The sequence below is a fragment of the Shewanella sp. SR1 genome (assembly GCF_020447145.1).
Classification (GTDB): domain Bacteria; phylum Pseudomonadota; class Gammaproteobacteria; order Enterobacterales; family Shewanellaceae; genus Shewanella; species Shewanella baltica.
The window spans coordinates 47,791-67,058 of record NZ_JAJAEF010000025.1 but is presented as its reverse complement, the minus strand read 5'-3'; the positions used below and the strand labels follow the sequence as shown (position 1 = coordinate 67,058).

The following is a 19,268-nucleotide window of genomic DNA, read 5'->3' as shown; positions in this document are numbered from 1 at the left end:
AGTTGGATGGTAAACGGGAAAGGGCTTATCCAAGAGTCCTTAAAATGAGCAAAAACAAGTTTCCGGTTAGACCAAATAAAAATGCCGTTCACTCTTAAGTGAACGGCATTACCCTAAGGCGCTTTTTAAACACTAAGAGTATTAACTTAGCTTAGAACTTAACCGTTACACCACCGTATATTACACGACCGATAGTGTCATACACTTCTGGAACTGTACCACCATCGCTACCGTTAGATACGCGTGATGGCTCTTCATCAGTGAAGTTTTTAACACCTAAACTGACAGTAGTCATGTCATTGATATGATAAGTACCAGAAATATTGTGGTAAAGAACCGAATCAACATCATAGCCTTTCGCCAAGTCTGTCATACCACCTATGTAGCGATTGAAGTACATAACACTCCAGTCATCTTGGCCTGCTGAAAGACTAAAGTTATTACGTACACGCGCATAAGCACCGAAGTTACCATCGATAGTGCCCGTATAAGTTTGACCATCCTGTTCGAAGTCGACTAAATAAGTTGTATCGTTATTTACTTTCCAATCTAGACCAATCAGTTCGAAATTATACGCTAGGTTGAAATCGATACCACTCGTGTCCTGAGTACCAACGTTAGTTAATGCATTCGACAGGTTTGTTAAATCACCGCCTGCGCCAATATTGAATTGATCACAAGCTGCAGTATCACCAGCATAACATGCATCTAAGCCATCTTGAGTATTAGCACGAGCGATTGCATTAGTTACTTTGAAGCGCCAGTAATCAAGAGTCACAGACATACCATCAATGTAGCTTGGTGAATACACTAAACCAGCAGTAAATGATTCTGACTCTTCAGGCTTAAGATCTGCATCTGATATACGGTTAACTTCAATTTGCTCATCTAGTTCTTTACCCCAAGGATCTTTTAGGTAATCGAATGAACCTGAGTTGCCGCCATAAAGCTCACTTACGCTCGGAGCACGGAAACCTGTAGCTGCAACACCACGAACCATCAGGTCATCAGTCGCCGCATAGGTTAAACCAATCTTCCAAGTCGTTGCTTTACCAAATGTTGAGTAATCGTCTAAACGCAGTGCAAATTCACCGGTTAATTTCTCAGTAAAAGGCACGCTAACTTCTTGGAAAATTGAAATTACGTTGTAGTTACCGTCAGTAGGATCTTGTTGTGAAGCAGTACTTTCACCCGCAACAACAATTGGATCTGGATTATAGAAACCACTTTCACGACGATATTCAGCACCAATTGCAAAGCCAACAGCGCCCGCTTTTAAATCGAATAACTCACCGTTTAGACCAGCTGACAGCGTTTGCTGCTCATTACCACCATTTGCCATTTCTGTATAGCTTACATCATTACCAATTTGCTTTGATAATTCTGCGCCACTAAACCAAGCATCTTGGTCAGCATATATTGAATTAGCAACATCTTTAGCATTGATAGAGTTTGCAACAGCAGTTTTAGCCTGGTTTTTACCATAGGTATAAGTAACATCCCAGTTCATACCTGTATGGACATCTAAAGAACCCGCTAAACCAGCGGATAAACGCCAAGTATCAGTATCTTGAGAATAAATACGTGGTCCAACATCATTCATACGACGACGATAGTTAACCATACCATCATCTGCAACGATGCCAGCTGCAGCCATTGAGTTATCTAACGTAACACATTTTGCTGGGTCAACATCAGGACCACAAACATCCAACATAATATCAGCAGGTTGTGGAGCTAGCTGTTGGTTAGAGCGTCGGTTTGTGTATAGAGCATCTGCAGTTAACACAACATCATTACCGAGCTCTTGCGTCATATTCGCAAATAAGCTACGACGCTCGCTCGGAGTTTGATAAAAACTATCTTGGGTAAAATTGTAACCATTTTCTAATGGACTCCAATTTTGTCCTTGATTAATTTTGACTTCTTTCTCATTAACACCATCTTCATCAAGAACAGGCTGGCCGTTTTCATCTAGAACGTTACCTACGAGTCCACCATTTGGTACAAAAGAGCTAGAACCAGGCTTAGTCCAGCTACGGTCAGATTGAATCACGCCACGACGGTCAGAATAGGCAGCACCAAAAGTGTAGTTACCGCCATCAGTATTGAAACCGTATAATGCACTTACGTCGCCATTACGGCCATCGCCTTTATCAGTGCCACTACCGTTGAAGTCTAATTGGAAACCCTCAAAGTCTTTCTTAGTAATAATGTTCACTACACCAGCAATCGCATCTGAACCGTAAACCGCAGAAGCGCCATCTTTCAGAATTTCAACACGGGCAATCATAGCCACTGGGATTGAGTTCAAATCGACTGAACTATCGGCACCAGAACCTGAGTTCACCATACGACGGCCATTCAGTAATACAAGCGTTCGTTGTGAACCCATACCACGTAAATCAACTTGCGCAACGCCATCAGCACCGTTGTTAGTGCTCGACCCAACGGCAGCGCCTGCCATTGAGGTTTGTACTTGTAGCATTTGGTCTACAGAAGTGAAACCTTCTGCTTTAATCGCGGCTGCATCAATAACGGTCACAGGAGAAGCTGTTTCCATATCTTGGCGTTGGATGCGTGAACCCGTGACTTCAATACGTTCAACTTTTGCTTTTTCTTCCGCTGCAAATACGCTTGTCGTAACAAATGCACCTGAAGTGATAGATGCAACGATAGCTAAGTTAATAGCCGACGCAACTTTGGTTCTTTTGATCATGTATGAATGCTCCCTAGTCTTACTATTATTTTTATGCTTACAGCTTGTACAACTATTGCTGTACTAGTGTTGCAGTCGATACTGAGGATTCACTTTAATTCCGTCAACGCTCAAAATATTAACCAACAGAAAGTTATTGTTAATAAATATGGTGCCTTGTGTTTAATTTTATAGATGTTATTTTTTATAATACTTAATTTATACAATATGTCAGGCGTTAAGACTTAGTAATGACAAATAAACAGCTGCTAATACTGTTAATAAATAACAATGCAGAAACATATCGAGTATCGATAAATGTGACGCAGATCACACTTTAGCAAATAGCTATAACCACAACTTAGAACAGAATGTTGATTAACTATTGTTAAAAATGCATAGCTATAAACATGAGCAACTAACCTGACACTTAAAACCCTAAGATAAATGTGCTAAATCAGCACATAAGGAAAGATGCAGTCAGTATCAATTGTAATATTTATGCAAAAAAAATATTGCCACACACTGAATGGAAACAATATATCTACAAAAAATTCCGCATAACGCGTCTGTTAAAAAGATAACTAAATCGATTATTTATTTTGAGGATTTAATAAGCTAAACCCTATTTGTAAAGTTAAGTTAATCTAAGTAAAAAGCAGTTCCAATAAGTAAATCGGCCTTTTATAGTGCAAAAAACACACCGAGTAGATACATTTGTTAATAAATATCGGTTTAGCTAATTAGCTATAAATAATCAGTATTTATGTAGATATCATTATTTCTGTATTAATAAAAACCTAAAAATGGCTGTAATACGTGCATTAATTGAAACAACTTAATAATGACAAACCGATATATGTATACTCACAAAAATCCTTACATCCTCTACAATGAACGTCTCTTAAAACATAGTCTTTTTTGTTCAAGAGTCGCTTTTACTTCACCCAAATTGTACACAAAGGTAAATTTTAACCATAAAAAAGCGACCTCTTAGGTCGCCTTTCATTATCGGTATTATCAAGCAGATGGCTATTCGGGTTTGATCAACTCAAAATGCTGGTATGCCCGTGCGGTTGCAATTCGGCCGCGGGGCGTACGTTGGATAAACCCTTGTTGGATCAAGAAAGGTTCTAACACATCTTCGATGGTTTCACGTTCTTCGCCTATGGCCGCGGCTAAGTTATCTAGCCCAACGGGTCCGCCCATAAACTTGTCAATAATGGCCAGTAATAGCTTGCGGTCCATATAATCGAAACCTTCACTATCCACATCTAATAAGTCTAAAGCGTGTTCGGCCACAAACTTGGTGACTGCGCCATCATGCTTCACCTGCGCGTAATCGCGCACGCGGCGCAGCAATCGGTTGGCTATTCGCGGTGTGCCGCGTGAACGGCGTGCGATTTCAAATGCGCCTTCGGCATCAATATCCAGCTCCATTACCTGCGCCGAACGCGTGACTATGGTGCTTAAATCTTTGATGTTATAGAACTCAAGCCGCAGCGGGATCCCAAAACGCGCCCGAAGTGGTGAGGTTAATGCCCCTGCCCGTGTTGTCGCGCCCACTAGAGTGAACGGCGGTAAATCAAGCTTGATAGAACGCGCCGCCGGTCCTTCACCTATCATGATATCCAGCTGATAATCTTCCATCGCAGGATACAAAATCTCTTCTACCACAGGGCTTAATCGGTGTATTTCATCGATGAATAACACATCACCGGATTCAAGATTGGTCAGAAGCGCGGCGAGATCCCCCGCTTTTTCAAGTACGGGCCCCGAGGTGGATTTAATGTTTACCCCCATCTCGTTCGCCACAATCATAGCCAAGGTAGTTTTTCCCAATCCTGGCGGGCCGTAGATCAGCATATGGTCTAAGGCTTCGTTACGATTCTTCGCCGCTTGAATAAACACCTTAAGCTGCGCCCGAGTGTCATCTTGGCCAGTGTATTCATCGAGCATTTTAGGGCGCATTGCCCTGTCGATGGATTCATCTTGAGCTTGGATCTGCGGCTGGATGAGTCTGTCTGCCTCAATCATTGTTCTTCCTTCTCGCAGCTTTCATCTTAATTATCATCATTATTCAATTAAAGCATCGACTTAAGGGCAGCTTTGATCAGAGTTTCTGAATCCATACCTTCTTTGTAGGCTGCAGAAACTGATTTACTCGCCTGCGGCGGTTTATAACCCAGCGAAATTAAAGCTGAAATAGCGTCTTCTTCAGCACTATTGACTGTCGGCGCAGGAGAGTAATTAGATTGCAGCACAAACTCACGCTCTGAACCTGCTGAGGCTTCCATCAAGCTCTTGAGCTTATCGCGCATTTCTACTAGTAAACGCTCGGCGGTCTTCTTACCCACACCGGGTAATTTCACTAAGGTCACTATGTCATCGCGCTCAACACAACCCACAAATTCTCCGGCTGTCATGCCAGATAAAATGGTCAGTGCAAGCTTGGGACCCACGCCATTGGTCTTGATCAGTAAGCGAAATAAGGCTCTTTCCTGTTTAGTGATAAAACCATAGAGTAACTGTGCATCTTCACGCACCACAAAGTGGGTGTAGACCATAGTTTCATGGTTAACTTCAGGCAGCTCATAAAAACTGGTGAGCGGCATCTGCAACTCGTAACCCACACCATTAACATCGATCAAAATTTCTGGTGCTTGTTTCTCAACTAACACGCCCCGTAAACGACCTATCATCTGTACCGTCCGTATGTTCTTGCCGTTGCCCGGCCACTCAATGCAATTAAACTCTGGCTGGTGTGATAATGACACACAGCAACACCGAGTGCATCTGCGGCGTCAGCTTGTGGGGCTGCGGGTAATTTAAGTAGTTGTTGGATCATGTGTTGTACTTGGGCTTTCTGTGCTCGCCCCGTACCAACGACTGCGCTTTTAATTTGAGTCGCACTGTATTCCGCCACAGGTAGATTGGCGACCGTGGCGGCAACAATCGCCGCGCCACGTGCTTGGCCAAGTTTGAGCGCAGAATCGGCATTTTTTGCCATAAATACCCGTTCAATCGCAAATTCGTCCGGTTGATACTGACGAATAATTTCAGTGATCCCATCAAAAATTTGCTTAAGCCTGCCAGGAAGCTCTTCAGACGAAGTGCGAATACAGCCACTGCCGAGGTAAATCTGATGCCGTCCCTGACATTGGATCACGCCGTAGCCTGTGATCCGCGAACCTGGGTCAACACCTAAAATAATTGCCATTACATGCCTTATATGGGATCTGAATGTTCGTCTCAGTTCCTAGATTAGCGAGTGTTCTAGGTTAGCGTGTGCGAGCTGAAATTGGCCTACATTGACGCCCAAATCCAGCTCACAGTCAATCTAACCTAGGCTTGCCATCACGTCATCGGAGATTTCTGCATTATGATACACTTCTTGCACATCGTCATGATCTTCAAGGGTATCAATAAGGCGCATAAATTTTTCGGCGGTGTCTAGATCAAGCTCAGCTTTCGTCGAGGCTATCATAGCGATTTCAGCGTTATCTGCCACAAAACTCGCTTTATCGAGCGCATCTTTCACCATATAGAAATCAACGGGATCGGTGAACACATCAATCGCGCCATCATCATAGCTGACGATATCTTCCGCACCCGCTTCAAGCGCCGCTTCCATCAATGCATCTTCATCGGTTCCCGGCGCATAGGATAACACCCCACGCTTAGTGAACAGATAAGAAACCGACCCATCCGTGCCTAAGTTACCGCCCGATTTACTAAACGCATTGCGCACACCGCTCACAGTCCGATTACGATTGTCCGTCATGGTTTCGACCATCACAGCGGTGCCGCCTGGGCCATAACCTTCATAGAGAATGGTTTCGAGTTGCTGACCTTCCAACTCACCGGCGCCGCGTTTAATCGCGCGCTCAACCGTATCGCGGGTCATATTGCCGCCAAGGGCTTTATCAATGGCGACACGTAATCGTGGATTGGAATCGGGATCTGAGCCGCCTTCACGGGCTGCGACGGTTAATTCGCGAATGAATTTAGTAAAGAGTTTACCGCGTTTAGCATCTTGAGCTGCTTTACGGTGCTTAATGTTGGCCCATTTACTGTGACCTGCCATGGGAAGTCTCCTTAACTGAGGTGTCATCGCATAGCTTATCAAGAGCCGAGGTGTAATGGATTGAATAACGGCTATGTAGGATTGAACTAACTGATATTGATAAGCAAAGAAATGACGGTTCACTAAAACAGACCGAGGCTTGCGCCTCGGTTTTCGGTACGACTAAAAATAACTGATAAGGACTAATGCTAATAGACTAACGCCAATCGACTAATGCCAATCGCCTTTCACAAAACGAGCTACACAACGTCGACTTGAATAAGGTCGATTTGCATAATATCGATTTACAAAAGTCCTCTTACGAAAGATCAGTCTTCAGTTTTAACGGCTTTCTCAACCACGGCAATGCCAAGTTCAGCTAACTGCTGTGGATTAGCAAATCCTGGTGCGTTAGTCAGCGGACAAGCGGCTGTAGTCGTTTTCGGGAACGCCATCACATCGCGGATTGAGCTTGCGCCCGTCATCAGCATGATGATGCGGTCTAAACCAAACGCTAAACCTGCATGTGGCGGAGTACCGTAACGCAGCGCTTCTAACAAGAAGCCGAACTTCTCTTTAGCTTCTTCGTCGGTAATACCCAAAATACGGAATACCGCAGACTGCATTTCTTGGTTGTGAATACGCACTGAACCACCGCCTAATTCGCAGCCGTTTAATACCATATCGTAAGCATCAGAAACACGATTTGCTGGGTTAGCTTCAAGTTCTGCCGCCGTTACGCCGCGCGGAGCGGTGAACGGATGGTGAACAGCGTGGAAATTGCCGTTGATTTTCTCAAACATTGGGAAGTCAACCACCCACAGTGGACGCCATTCGCCTTGTAATAAGTTAAAATCTTCGCCCGCTTTAAGACGCAGTGCGCCCATAGATTCGGCAACCACTGTCGCTTGGTCAGCACCAAACAGGATAATATCGCCAGTTTGCGCGCCAGTGCGGCTGACGATTTCATTGACTATGCTTTCGTTTAAGAATTTCAGCACAGGTGATTGAATGCCTTCTAAGCCAAGGCTTAGGTCATTAATCTTCATCCACGCTAAGCCTTTAGCACCATAGATGCCAACAAACTTCGTATAATCATCTATTTGCTTACGAGACAGTGCAGCGCCGCCTGGAATACGCAGTGCAGCAACACGGCCTTCTTCGTCGTTAGCAGGACCAGAGAATACCGCAAATTCCACTTCTTTGAGTAAATCGGCAATGTCCACCAGCTCTAATGGGTTACGTAAATCGGGCTTATCTGAACCGAAACGACGCATCGCTTCGTTGTAGGTCATGCGTGGGAACTCGCCCAGATCGACGTTCAGCATTTCAAGGAACAGACCGCGCATCATCTCTTCGGTTTTCGCCATCACTTGCTCAGAGCTCATGAAAGACGTTTCGATATCGATTTGGGTAAATTCTGGCTGGCGGTCGGCACGTAAATCTTCATCACGGAAGCATTTTACGATTTGATAGTAACGATCAAAGCCTGACATCATAAGCAACTGTTTAAACAGCTGTGGCGATTGTGGCAAGGCAAAGAACTGACCTTTATAAGTCCGGCTTGGTACTAAATAATCGCGGGCACCTTCTGGGGTTGCCTTCGTCAGGATTGGTGTTTCTATGTCTAAGAAACCGTTTGAGTCGAGGAAACGACGCACAGAACTGGTCACTTTAGCGCGGAAAATTAATCGCTGCGCCATTTCTGGACGACGTAAATCTAAGTAACGATACTTAAGACGTTGCTCTTCGCTGTTGTTCTGGTAGTTATCCATGCTCAATGGCAGTGGATCGGCAGCGTTGATGATAGTCAAGGCTTGGCCTAAGACTTCAATCTCACCCGTCTTCATTTGACCATTGACTTGGCTGTCAGGACGGGCGCGAACTAGGCCTTTAACCTGAACGCAAAATTCGGCGCGCAGCGTGCTGGCGACATTGAACACCTCAGGTAAGTCTGGATCATAGACCACTTGGATCAGACCTTCTCTGTCTCTTAAATCTAAAAAGACAACGCCACCCAAATCACGGCTACGATTAACCCAACCTACCAAGGTAACTTCTTGTCCAACGTGAGACTTATTGACGTCTCCACAATAATGACTGCGCATCTAACTCTATCCTTTATCCGGAAACCGGTGCTTTGGAAATAATCAAAACGAGATAAAAGCGGCATTATAGTAAAATAATGCCGATTACCAAAGTACTTCACACTTAGGCGGTGAAGTATCAAACAGTTTTACGCCCTTGACTAGAGGCGAACGCACTATCTGAGCATGAGCGTTCAAAAAAACATCAAGCAGAGCGATAACAACGCCCGCCGCAACTTTTTGCTTGGTACATCAGCTGATCGGCTTTTTTCAATAAGCCTATCGCAGTATCACCATCGCGGGGGTAAATCACCACGCCCATACTGACCGCTATGCTGACACTGACGCCTTGAATAAGCAAAGGGCTCGACAGTGCCTGTAGAATATTATCAGCAACTTGGGTTGCAGCATCGAGATCTTGCACACGATTTAGCAGGATAACAAATTCATCGCCGCCAAATCGCGCCACGGTATCTGATCCACGGATAACCTTGGTTAACTTTTGGGCAACCTGTACCAGCAATTCATCGCCAATCGGATGACCATGTTGATCATTGATTTGTTTAAAGCCATCCAGATCAATAAATAACAAGGCAAAATGCGCTTGCTCGCGCTGATGGGACAGCAAAGCTTGGGCTAATCTGTCATCGAGCAAGGCGCGGTTAGGTAACTGAGTCAAAGCATCGTGGTTCGCCACATGCAGCAAACGTTTTTCAGCGACTAATCGCTGGGTGATCTCACGATTTAAGCGGCGATTCACTAACAACACTGCCACCATCACTAAGCACAAAATAATCACGCCAAATACGATATAACGCAGCCATAGCAGATATTTAGCGCTCTCTGTCGCGACAGAAAATGACACCCAACGCGTATAAATTTGCTGTTGATGCTGAGCGTCAATCAAGGCTAAGGCTTTGTTAATCAGTGGCACCAGCGGCGCAAACTGAGGATAAACACCAATATGGCTATGCTGATCGGCAAGATCACTCAGCAGCGACATTTTCAGCGTCGGGTAGTGGCTGGTTTTAAGTTCAGACGCCAACGTCACCACTTTATCGATAAACACATCCGCATTGCCATTCGTCACCGCCGCCAATCCCGCCTGCGTATTTGGCACTATCACTAACTTGAGTGAAGGTTCAAGACTCATCAATTGCGCCACCAAATGATAGCCTTCGACCACAGCTACCCTTTGTCCTGCGAGCTGGGCAATATTGAATACCGAGACTTGCTCCAATTGCGACACTAATGCCCACGGCGATGGCCAATATGCCTCACTAAACGCTAAACGCTGCTGGCGCTCCGCCGTTTGGGCGACACTGCCGGCTAAACTTACCTCGCCCTTTTGCAGTGCGTCGATTAACGAATGCCAATCATCAAAGGCAACGGGCGTCAGCTTAAGTTTGAGCTGTTCCTTGAGTAATTTGACGATATCGCTATTGATCCCCGCAAACTCGCCCTGCTCATCCATAAACTCCATCGGCGGCCACTGCTTTAAATAGCCCACTTTAAGCTCGCCTACACTTTCCACATAGGCCTGTTCTGCAGGGCTTAGGCTGACATGGCGCTCAGCTTGGGTAAAAACATGATCTTTGGGATTGAGCATCCATTTATTTTCAATATCGGCAAACTCTTGATTGCTAATATTGTTAAAGCCATTGGCGATCCGCTGTGTCAGGCCCGGATCATCACTGCGAGTCAGCACATAAATGTTGGTGCTAAATTCGAGATTGGGATACTGGCTAAAGTCAGACCAGCCTTTATTGAGCAGTAAATAATGGGATGTCCATGCACCCGAAGCCACAAAACCAACAATCTCGCCCGATCTTGCGCCCGCGACCATGGCATCCATATTGTCGTAATAGCGCAGTGCCATTTGGGGTAAGGCTTTACGTAACTCCACCAGATAAGGCGCCGTCGGCACCACACCAATACGTTTACCTTTTAAGCTGTCTAAATCGGTCAACTGCTGCTGAAAGAGAAACAAGCGGCTCTTAACTGTATATAAGTGCCAAGCCCGATTAAGCCCAGTTTTGACATCATCACTCTCTGGATAACCAATGTGCGCATCGGCAAGACCTCGGCGCACATCATCCACACTGGAGTTCATATCGCCAGAAATAAAATCAACGGCGATACCCGTTTTCTCGGACCACAATTGCCACATGTCCACATACAAGCCATGGGGTAAACCATCGACCCCTAAGTCCACAAAAGGCTCGGCGCCCAGTTGCATGGAAATAACAATCCCAGCTTGTTGACGTTGATAGCCAAGCCATCGTCGCTCCGTTTGCTGGATAAAGTGCGGATCGAGCGCGGTGAAACCTTTATTAATCCTGTCAACTAAATCAAGATTGCCCTTTTTGACCGCAGGAACGAACTGCATCGCCTTTATCTGGATTCGCGCCGTATTGGGATAATTCGCGGCAATCTCTTGGGATGAAGCGGGATCTTTCAAATAACCTTCTAAGCCCGCAAACACCATAATCTCACCAGCGGCAACCCCAGCGAGTAATTTCTCACGACTTTCGTAGCGTTTAAACACGAGCTGAGGTTCGATACGGTGCAATTCTGCTTCGTGGGATGAAGCCGCCACCACACCAATTTGAAAGGGAATGAGTTCTTTAATGGACTTTTTACCCTGCAGGGATTTATGCAGATATAAAAAAGTGCCGACATCGGCGATGGGCTCAGCAAAGTCGAACTCTTGCTCACGCTCTGGGGTTTTCCCCATGCCGATATGCACTTGCGCCTTACCTTGCCGCAGTTGATCAAGGGATTCGTGCCAGTGGCGCGCCACAAAAACCACTTGGGTATGGCTTTGTTTCGCCCACTCTTTCCATAAATCGACCAGTAGTCCGGTCGGCTCACCATCGTTGTCGACATATTGATAGGGAAAGCTATCTTCACCCATCACCACGATTAATGGCTCGTCGGGCAATGGACTTGCCTGCCCTGTTATGCTCAAAAAACAGCTGCACAAGATCACGATTAAGTGGATCACAAACTTCAAGTTGAGCCCTTAGTACTTGATGTACATGTAACGATTTTGTTATCTATGGCGTATTAGACAAAAATTTATCGCAAATTACCAGTATGAGACTTGCTGCTAATCGATCGGATTCGTTAAAATGTCGAGTTGAATTCCCATGAAAAATCTCAGATGAACGTTTCTCAAGACACTATCTACGCTCAAGCGAGCGAGCATATTAGCGATTTCCAGTTTGATAACCGTGTAGCAGGCGTGTTCAGTGACATGATCCGTCGCTCCGTGCCTGGATATACGCAAATTATCAATACCATAGGCGATTTTGCAGATCGTTTCGTCATGCCAAATACTCAAATTTACGATTTGGGTTGCTCACTCGGCGCCGCGACCTTAAGTATTCGTCGCCAAATCCAAGGCCGTCAATGCCGCATTATCGCCGTTGATAACAGCGAATCTATGGTTGCCCGCTGCCAAGAGAACCTGAATGCCTATGTCAGTGATACAGACGTCGATCTGGTTTGCGGTGATATTCGCGATATCGATATTCAAAATGCCTCACTGGTGGTACTCAATTTTACCTTGCAGTTTTTACCGCCAGAAGACAGAGAAACCCTGATAGCCAAAATTTATCAGGGCCTAAACCCCGGTGGGATTTTAGTGCTGTCGGAAAAAATTCGCTTTGAAGATGCCCCGATCCAAACCCTATTGGAAGAGCAACATTTAGACTTTAAACGCGCCAATGGCTACAGCGAACTCGAGATCAGCCAAAAACGCAGTGCGCTGGAAAATGTCATGAAGCCTGACACCTTAACCACGCATCAACAACGCCTAACCAGCCAAGGCTTCAGTCACTTTAGTCTCTGGTTCCAATGCTTTAACTTTGCTTCTATGGTGGCCATCAAGTGATCAGCTTTAGCTCGTTTTACCAACAAATCGCCGATTCAAATCTACAACACTGGCTCGAAACCCTGCCGAGCATTTTAGGCAAGTGGCAACGGGATCATAAACACGGCAACTTGCCAAAGTGGGAAAAAGTGCTCAACAAGCTGCACTATCCTGCACCCGACCAAGTGGATTTTGTCGATAGCGTGACCGTCGGTAGCGGCGAGCAACTTAGCCCTGGCGAAAAAGAGAAGCTAGAAAACCTACTGCGCCTATTTATGCCATGGCGTAAAGGCCCCTTCCACATTCACGGTATCCATATCGATACCGAATGGCGCAGTGACTGGAAATGGGACCGCGTTAAGCAGCATATTTCACCGCTGAAAAACCGTACTGTGCTCGATGTCGGCTGCGGCAGTGGTTATCACATGTGGCGCATGTTGGGCTCAGGTGCCAAACGTGTCGTCGGTATCGACCCTTCGCCGTTGTTTTTATGTCAATTTGAGGCGGTAAAACGGTTAGCGGGCACACATCACCCTGTGCACCTGTTGCCTCTTGGCATTGAAGAGCTGCCACCGCTCGATGCATTCGATACGGTTTTCTCCATGGGCGTTTTGTATCACAGACGTTCGCCTATCGATCACTTGTTACAACTGCGTGATCAGTTGCGAACCGGTGGTGAGCTAGTGTTAGAAACATTAGTGATAGATGGCGACGAAAACGCCGTACTCGTGCCTCAAGATAGATATGGCAAAATGAATAATGTATGGTTCATTCCGTCCGTTGCCGCGCTGATGCTCTGGTTAAAAAAGTGTGATTTCACCGACATACGTTGTGTCGATACCGATGTCACTGCCCTTGCTGAGCAACGCCGTACCGACTGGATGCCCAACGAGTCACTGGTTGAATACTTGGATCCTAACGACATCACCAAAACGGTTGAAGGTTATCCTGCGCCCAAACGCGCCACGATTATCGCGGTGAAGAACCAGCCTAATCAGGATTTAATCAGTTGATCTAATATAAGATTTACCGCTAACAGGAAGCACTATGCTTAAGCAGCTGCTCGCTATTGTCATTGCCACCACTCTTGGGGGATGTGCAATGACAGAACCGACCACCCATGCCACAGTTCCCGTAGATGCTGCCACATTCAATACCCGTTTAGCCCAGCAACAAGACTCGCTGATTGAGGTCATCAATCAGCGATGTCAACCTCAAGATACGGCGCCTCTCGTGCAACTGCACGAGCAAGTGCAGCTACTACAACAGCAAGTCGCGAGTCTAGAAACACCCAAAGCTAAAACCGTTGCCGTGCCCAAACAATGCGCCCGCACGCCCTTAGGTGACAAGTTTATCTTAGGTGAAGTCGAAAGCGTGTTTGTGGATGAACTCAACACGTATTTTGCCACCCGAATCGATACGGGCGCCGAGTCTTCCTCTCTCGATGCGCGCAATATCACCCTGTTTGAGCGCGATGGTAATCAATGGGTACGGTTTGAGGTATTCACTCAGGGGGCAAACACTCCGCCACAACAGTTTGAGGCCAAAGTCGTGCGCTTTGTCCGCATTAAACAAGATGCGAGCGAGAAAGAAGATCGCCGCCCTGTGATCCACGCGCATCTTAAAATTGGTCAATATGCTGCAGAAACCGATCTCAACCTCACCGACCGCAGCCACCTCGATTATCCGTTACTACTTGGACGCAAGTTTATGAAAGACATTGCCGTAGTCGATGTCAGTCAACGTTACGTCCACGGCAAAGTAACACACCAAGTGACTTCGGCGCAGTGAGCACGTTTTGAACTAAATGGCCGAACTCAAGAGGCGTGAGAACCAAGAGCGATGAATGTCAAAGCTAAGCGTCAGGCGTTGACTTTGTATCAGCTTTCTATCAGTCACGCCGCTCAAACTCACCGTTCACAACGAGAGCTTAAAATTATTATTTTTCGACAACTTAACACGCAAAAAAATAGCTCAGCCAACGCAGGCGTCGTGACTATCACACTAGTGACTATCACATCAGTTTTTTAATAGACAATCCCGCGTTGGCATAACACTGAGTAGACGTAGCACTAAGTGACTAAACACTAAGTTGACCTAATACTAAGTTGTCCTAACAAGAAGGATCCATAATGCACTCACGCAACCCTTTCTATATCTTGGTGGCAGTGCTCTTTATTGTCGGCATCGGCGCCAGCATTTACCGCGGCGTCGAGCATAACGTGCCCTTTTTGCCCGGTAAGCAAGTTCAAAGCTGGGCCGTGGAAGCCAAAGTCAGTTTTCAAGGTACGGGTGAGCCTGCAGAAGTGTCTTTCTCTTTACCGCAAGATCCTGCCTACCAAGTGCTGGTCGAAAATGCCAGTTCACCGGGTTACGGTTTAACCATCAATCATAATGACAACGATCGCCGCGCGGTTTGGTCGATACGCCAAGCCCTAGGCACACAGGATTTATATTACAAAGTAACACTGGTGTTGACAGGGCATACCGAAATGCCAGCGACTCAAACACCCGCAGCGCCCGAAGCCTATTTATGGCCCGCGACTGAACAAGCCGCCGCAGAGCAAGTGATTGCAGATGTCTGGGCTCGCAGCGCGAGTAATATCTCCTTCGCCCAACAATTGATGGCATCGATAACCGAGCCTAAACGCAGCCAGAATGTCGAGCTATTGCTCGCAAGCCAAACGCCAACCCAACTGTTTTTACACATGCTACACACTAAGGGCATTCCTGCGCACAAGGTCAGCGGTTTGTATTTAGAAGATCAACGCCGTCGACAGCCCTTATCGCCCTTTGTTGAAGTCTTTCACGACGGTCAATGGATACTGTTCGATTTAGTCAAAGGCAAACAAGGTCGCCCCCAAAACCTGCTACTGTGGGAGCGTGCAGGCCACTCAGTGCTTGATGTCATGGGCGGCGTTAACTCGCAGGTGAACTTCGCTATGCTGCAGGACACCCGTTCTGCCCTTGCGACATCCATCGACATGATGAACAACAATGCGCTCGATTTCTCCCTCTACCAATTACCCCTTGAGGAGCAAAGCCTTTTTAAAGGGATCTTGCTGATCCCCATCGGTGTGCTGATGGTGGTATTTTTGCGGGTGATGATTGGCATTAAAACCTCAGGGACTTTTATGCCAGTATTAATCGCACTGGCCTTTATTCAAACCAGCTTACTCACCGGATTAATTGGTTTTTTGCTTATCGTTTCCTGCGGACTCGTCATCCGTTCCTACCTGTCCCATTTAAATCTACTGCTAATCTCACGGATATCGGCGGTGATCATCGTGGTGATTGGGATCATCGGCGTATTTACACTGCTTTCCTACAAGTTTGGTTTGAGTGAAGGCTTAACCATTACTTTCTTCCCGATGATTATTCTGGCGTGGACCATAGAACGCATGTCGATTCTGTGGGAAGAAGAAGGTCCGAGGGAGGTTATGCTCCAAGGTGGCGGCAGTTTGATGGTTGCCACCTTGGCCTACCTCGCCATGAGCGCAAGCTGGGTACAACATTGGGTGTTTAACTTCCTCGGGATTCACTTAGTGATCTTGGCCTTAGTATTACTTATGGGGCAATACACAGGTTATCGTCTGCTCGAGCTCAAACGCTTTAAATCATTGGCGGGTGCATAAACATGGGGTTCGCTTGGCCGTGGGAGCTACGCAAAAATGGCGTGCTTAATATGAACCAACGTAATATCGATTACATTGGCCGTTACAATCCGCGTAAATTTTATAAACGCGTCGATGATAAGTTGATCACTAAACAGCTGGCCTTGGCGAATGATATTGCGGTTCCTGATCTGATTGCGGTCGTACGCGAACAACACGAGATAACGCATATCCCTGAACGCATCTCAAGCCGAAGTGGATTTGTCGTCAAACCCGCCAAAGGCTCGGGCGGCAAAGGTATTATAGTGATCACTAAGGTCGATAATGGGCGCTACTTTAAACCCAGTGGCCACGAGATCAGCGCCTCTGAGCTTAACCGCCATGTCTCCAATATTCTCAGTGGGTTATTTTCACTCGGCGGTAAACCCGATGTTGCCATTATCGAAGGCCTAATCGAATTCGATCCTGTGTTTGAAGGCTACAGCCATGAAGGAGTACCCGATATACGCTTGATTGTTTTTAAGGGATTTCCCGTGATGGGCATGCTGCGTTTATCAACTGCGGCATCCGACGGCAAAGCCAACTTACATCAAGGCGCTGTGGGTGTAGGCGTTGACATTGCCACCGGAAAAGGGTTACATGCTGTGCAATTTGATAGACAAATTGAGTTTCATCCCGATACAGGTAAAAAACTCACCGACATCATAGTGCCCCATTGGGAAAGCTTGCTCCATACAGCTTCCAGCGCCTATGAAATGTGTGAAATGGGTTATCTCGGCACTGACATGGTGCTAGATCAAAGCAAAGGCCCTTTACTACTTGAACTCAATGCGCGCCCGGGACTGGCGATTCAGATTGCAAATGGAAAAGGTATTTTGCCTCGTCTTAAGCATGTTGAAGCCATGTCATCTCATTCTATGACAGTTGCAGAACGTGTTGCCTATGTTAAAACCCACTTTACTGGTTAGCCTGCTTGGCTTAAGCCTTTATGCTACGAATGCCGCCTATGCGGCGCCAAGTCCTGTTCCCCTCTTGGTTGAGCAATGTCTGCGTTTGCCAAACATTGAGCTCGCGTCAGCCTTCGCCAACGCGCGCTTAACGACGGCGCAATTAACCTTGGCCCAGCGCGCGCTTATTTTTGAGCAACAGACGATTGGGCTTAATAATATCAACGACAGGCTCAACTATTATCGTGGGTTTAACTTACCGAGTGAAGAACGCGAAGGTTTACTGCAATGCCAGTTACACCTCGCCGATACCCTGTCGCAACTTCTCAACCAAGCAGAATTAAGCCAACTGGCTTACGCCTTAGCCCAAGGTAATGCTGAACAAATACTGTTGAGCCAACAGCTTAAACACTTGCTACAACAGCATTGGAGCGCCGAGGAAAAAGCGAAACTGCATACGGCGCAGGCCAGCATAGGCCAAGGGTTAGGCAGCCAACAATTTAGTCTTGCCTTCAATGACAACCAATGCCAACCCGAAGCGACTCAGCAGCAACATCATCTGCATAAAGAAGAGGATAAAAGTGACGAGCCGAAGCGCAGTAGTGCAAAGCAAAGCGATTTTTCGGGCACTATCGTCAGCTACTTACTGACACAGGAAAACGCCGTATGTCGCCAAAATGTATGGCAGGCTTACCAAGCCAGAGCGAGTGAAACCAATCAAACGGCATTACAGCGAATTGCAGAGCAGCGCCAACAAGCCGCCACTGCCGCAGGCTTTACCGATTACAGCGCATTAGCGCTTAGTTCGCAGCAGTTATCATCCCCTGAGTTGGTCAAAGCCTTTCTTGATAGCCAAACCCAAGATTTGCAAGTGGCTCCCTGGGATATTGGACGTACACTGTCACAACAAGCATCAGCCAAAGGCCCCACATGGCAGACCTCAGACGTCTTGAGTCGCAGCTTTAGTTATCTGCAAGTGTTTGGTTTGCAGTTTGAGACCATAGCAACCGCCAACGCCGAGAAAACACCAACCGATCCTAATCGGCCGCATATCGTCAGGGTCTACCACCAGCAAAGATTGTTGGGTGAAATCTATGTGGCGTACAACCATAATCCACAGCAAAGTAGTCAACAGCAGACATTGCGCCAAAGTGTACTCGGCCAGCAATTTGGACAACAGGCGTTGGATCTTAAGCCGCAGTTGAGTAACTACAAAGACATTGAACAGTTAACCGAATCCATCGCAGAAGCAGTGACTTCCCTTGCTAAAGCGAGCCATTTCTACCTCAACAATGCCATGGGGCAGAGTCAGGATAGCCATTTTGTGGCGAGTCTCTGGTTAGCTGAAGTGCTGCGCCATCAACTCTTTCCGCAATTTGAGCAAAGCTATTTACAAGAGCGTGAAACACTGGCTAAAGCTTATTCGAAACAGCTCAAAGTCTTTCGCGCTAAGGTTGCAGTCAACTTTTATCAAGATGTAAATTCACAAGTCTATCCGGATCTCGGTGCAGAGTTTAGTGCTAGCTTCGGCCAAAATTGGCCGCAAACCAAGGATTATCCCTACAGCTTCAATGCTATCGCCAACGAAGGGCCGCTCTACTACCAATCGCTCTGGCAAGTATCGTTAGCCCAGCTGATTGATCAAGCAACATTAGGCTGCCAAGACAAACTTCAATTATTCAATTTGTTAGTCGTCAATGAAGACGCTTTAAACGTAAGTGAACAATTGAATGCCATCATTGGTGCGCCCGTTGATAGCGCTTCGCTGATCCAAAGGATCTCCAATAGCGCCGCTTCGGAGCATACTGGTAATTCTGACAATCAAGCTTTCAACGCCACAGGTTCTTGTGCGTTTTAAAAGTGAATGCATAAGCTGTGTTTGTGACTCGCTCGGGCGCAAACACAGTTAATCGTCATGATTCGCCTCTCGAACACCTCAATAACTTAGCACGACATAGCTAGCAGTATGTCGTGAGAAT

The 19,268-nt window shown here is 46.5% G+C and carries 13 protein-coding genes; 6 read left to right on the top strand and 7 right to left on the bottom strand.

Going from position 1 to position 19,268, the window contains the following annotated elements; genetic code table 11:
- Positions 1 to 151: 151 nt before the first annotated feature.
- From KV201_RS18555 to KV201_RS18525, 7 genes are all read right to left on the bottom strand, one after another.
- Complete coding sequence (locus KV201_RS18555) at positions 152 to 2,719, bottom strand: TonB-dependent siderophore receptor (RefSeq protein WP_226060178.1); 2,568 nt, start codon at positions 2,717 to 2,719, stop codon at positions 152 to 154.
- 1,011 nt (positions 2,720 to 3,730) lie between these two features.
- Positions 3,731 to 4,735 (bottom strand): Holliday junction branch migration DNA helicase RuvB, encoded by a 1,005-nt coding sequence (gene ruvB / locus KV201_RS18550; RefSeq protein WP_006081741.1) that lies wholly within the window; start codon positions 4,733 to 4,735, stop codon positions 3,731 to 3,733.
- 47 nt (positions 4,736 to 4,782) lie between these two features.
- On the bottom strand, positions 4,783 to 5,400 hold the full coding sequence (gene ruvA, locus KV201_RS18545; protein WP_006081742.1) for a Holliday junction branch migration protein RuvA: 618 nt from the start codon (positions 5,398 to 5,400) through the stop codon (positions 4,783 to 4,785).
- Positions 5,397 to 5,918, bottom strand: coding sequence for a crossover junction endodeoxyribonuclease RuvC (gene ruvC / locus KV201_RS18540; RefSeq protein ID WP_006081743.1), 522 nt, complete (start codon positions 5,916 to 5,918; stop codon positions 5,397 to 5,399). The genes ruvA and ruvC overlap by 4 nt, the downstream gene beginning before the upstream one ends.
- A 120-nt stretch (positions 5,919 to 6,038) precedes the next feature.
- Positions 6,039 to 6,785, bottom strand: coding sequence for a YebC/PmpR family DNA-binding transcriptional regulator (locus KV201_RS18535; protein WP_006081744.1), 747 nt, complete (start codon positions 6,783 to 6,785; stop codon positions 6,039 to 6,041).
- A 308-nt stretch (positions 6,786 to 7,093) separates the two neighbouring features.
- Positions 7,094 to 8,872: an aspartate--tRNA ligase gene (gene aspS / locus KV201_RS18530; protein WP_012089298.1), complete on the bottom strand. Its 1,779-nt coding sequence runs from the start codon at positions 8,870 to 8,872 to the stop codon at positions 7,094 to 7,096.
- A 184-nt stretch (positions 8,873 to 9,056) separates the two neighbouring features.
- Positions 9,057 to 11,867, bottom strand: coding sequence for a transporter substrate-binding domain-containing protein (locus tag KV201_RS18525; RefSeq protein ID WP_226060177.1), 2,811 nt, complete (start codon positions 11,865 to 11,867; stop codon positions 9,057 to 9,059).
- Positions 11,868 to 12,017: 150 nt separating this feature from the next.
- Between KV201_RS18525 and cmoA the strand changes: the two genes are divergently transcribed.
- From cmoA to KV201_RS18495, 6 genes are all read left to right on the top strand, one after another.
- Positions 12,018 to 12,749 (top strand): carboxy-S-adenosyl-L-methionine synthase CmoA, encoded by a 732-nt coding sequence (gene cmoA, locus KV201_RS18520; RefSeq protein WP_006081747.1) that lies wholly within the window; start codon positions 12,018 to 12,020, stop codon positions 12,747 to 12,749.
- Positions 12,746 to 13,741 (top strand): tRNA 5-methoxyuridine(34)/uridine 5-oxyacetic acid(34) synthase CmoB, encoded by a 996-nt coding sequence (gene cmoB / locus KV201_RS18515; protein WP_006086784.1) that lies wholly within the window; start codon positions 12,746 to 12,748, stop codon positions 13,739 to 13,741. Before cmoA ends, cmoB begins: the two co-directional genes overlap by 4 nt.
- 34 nt (positions 13,742 to 13,775) lie before the next feature.
- Positions 13,776 to 14,519 (top strand): ATP-dependent zinc protease, encoded by a 744-nt coding sequence (locus tag KV201_RS18510; protein WP_226060176.1) that lies wholly within the window; start codon positions 13,776 to 13,778, stop codon positions 14,517 to 14,519.
- 341 nt (positions 14,520 to 14,860) lie between these two features.
- The gene (locus tag KV201_RS18505; protein WP_226060175.1) at positions 14,861 to 16,363 is read left to right on the top strand and encodes an inactive transglutaminase family protein; all 1,503 of its coding nucleotides are present in this window, start codon (positions 14,861 to 14,863) and stop codon (positions 16,361 to 16,363) included.
- A 2-nt stretch (positions 16,364 to 16,365) separates the two neighbouring features.
- Complete coding sequence (locus KV201_RS18500) at positions 16,366 to 17,310, top strand: alpha-L-glutamate ligase-like protein (RefSeq protein WP_226060174.1); 945 nt, start codon at positions 16,366 to 16,368, stop codon at positions 17,308 to 17,310.
- Entirely contained in the window at positions 17,285 to 19,147 is a 1,863-nt protein-coding gene (locus tag KV201_RS18495; RefSeq protein WP_107947679.1) for a M3 family metallopeptidase, read from the top strand. The genes KV201_RS18500 and KV201_RS18495 overlap by 26 nt, the downstream gene beginning before the upstream one ends.
- Positions 19,148 to 19,268: the final 121 nt, after the last annotated feature.

Coding starts and splice junctions, on each gene's coding strand:
- KV201_RS18535 (WP_006081744.1), bottom strand. CDS start 6,785: ATGGCAGGTCACAGTAAATGGGCCAACATTAAGCACCGTAAAGCAGCT.
- KV201_RS18495 (WP_107947679.1), top strand. CDS start 17,285: ATGTTAAAACCCACTTTACTGGTTAGCCTGCTTGGCTTAAGCCTTTAT.
- KV201_RS18555 (WP_226060178.1), bottom strand. CDS start 2,719: ATGATCAAAAGAACCAAAGTTGCGTCGGCTATTAACTTAGCTATCGTT.
- KV201_RS18500 (WP_226060174.1), top strand. CDS start 16,366: ATGGGGTTCGCTTGGCCGTGGGAGCTACGCAAAAATGGCGTGCTTAAT.
- KV201_RS18505 (WP_226060175.1), top strand. CDS start 14,861: ATGCACTCACGCAACCCTTTCTATATCTTGGTGGCAGTGCTCTTTATT.
- ruvC (WP_006081743.1), bottom strand. CDS start 5,918: ATGGCAATTATTTTAGGTGTTGACCCAGGTTCGCGGATCACAGGCTAC.
- ruvA (WP_006081742.1), bottom strand. CDS start 5,400: ATGATAGGTCGTTTACGGGGCGTGTTAGTTGAGAAACAAGCACCAGAA.
- KV201_RS18510 (WP_226060176.1), top strand. CDS start 13,776: ATGCTTAAGCAGCTGCTCGCTATTGTCATTGCCACCACTCTTGGGGGA.
- aspS (WP_012089298.1), bottom strand. CDS start 8,872: ATGCGCAGTCATTATTGTGGAGACGTCAATAAGTCTCACGTTGGACAA.
- ruvB (WP_006081741.1), bottom strand. CDS start 4,735: ATGATTGAGGCAGACAGACTCATCCAGCCGCAGATCCAAGCTCAAGAT.
- cmoA (WP_006081747.1), top strand. CDS start 12,018: ATGAACGTTTCTCAAGACACTATCTACGCTCAAGCGAGCGAGCATATT.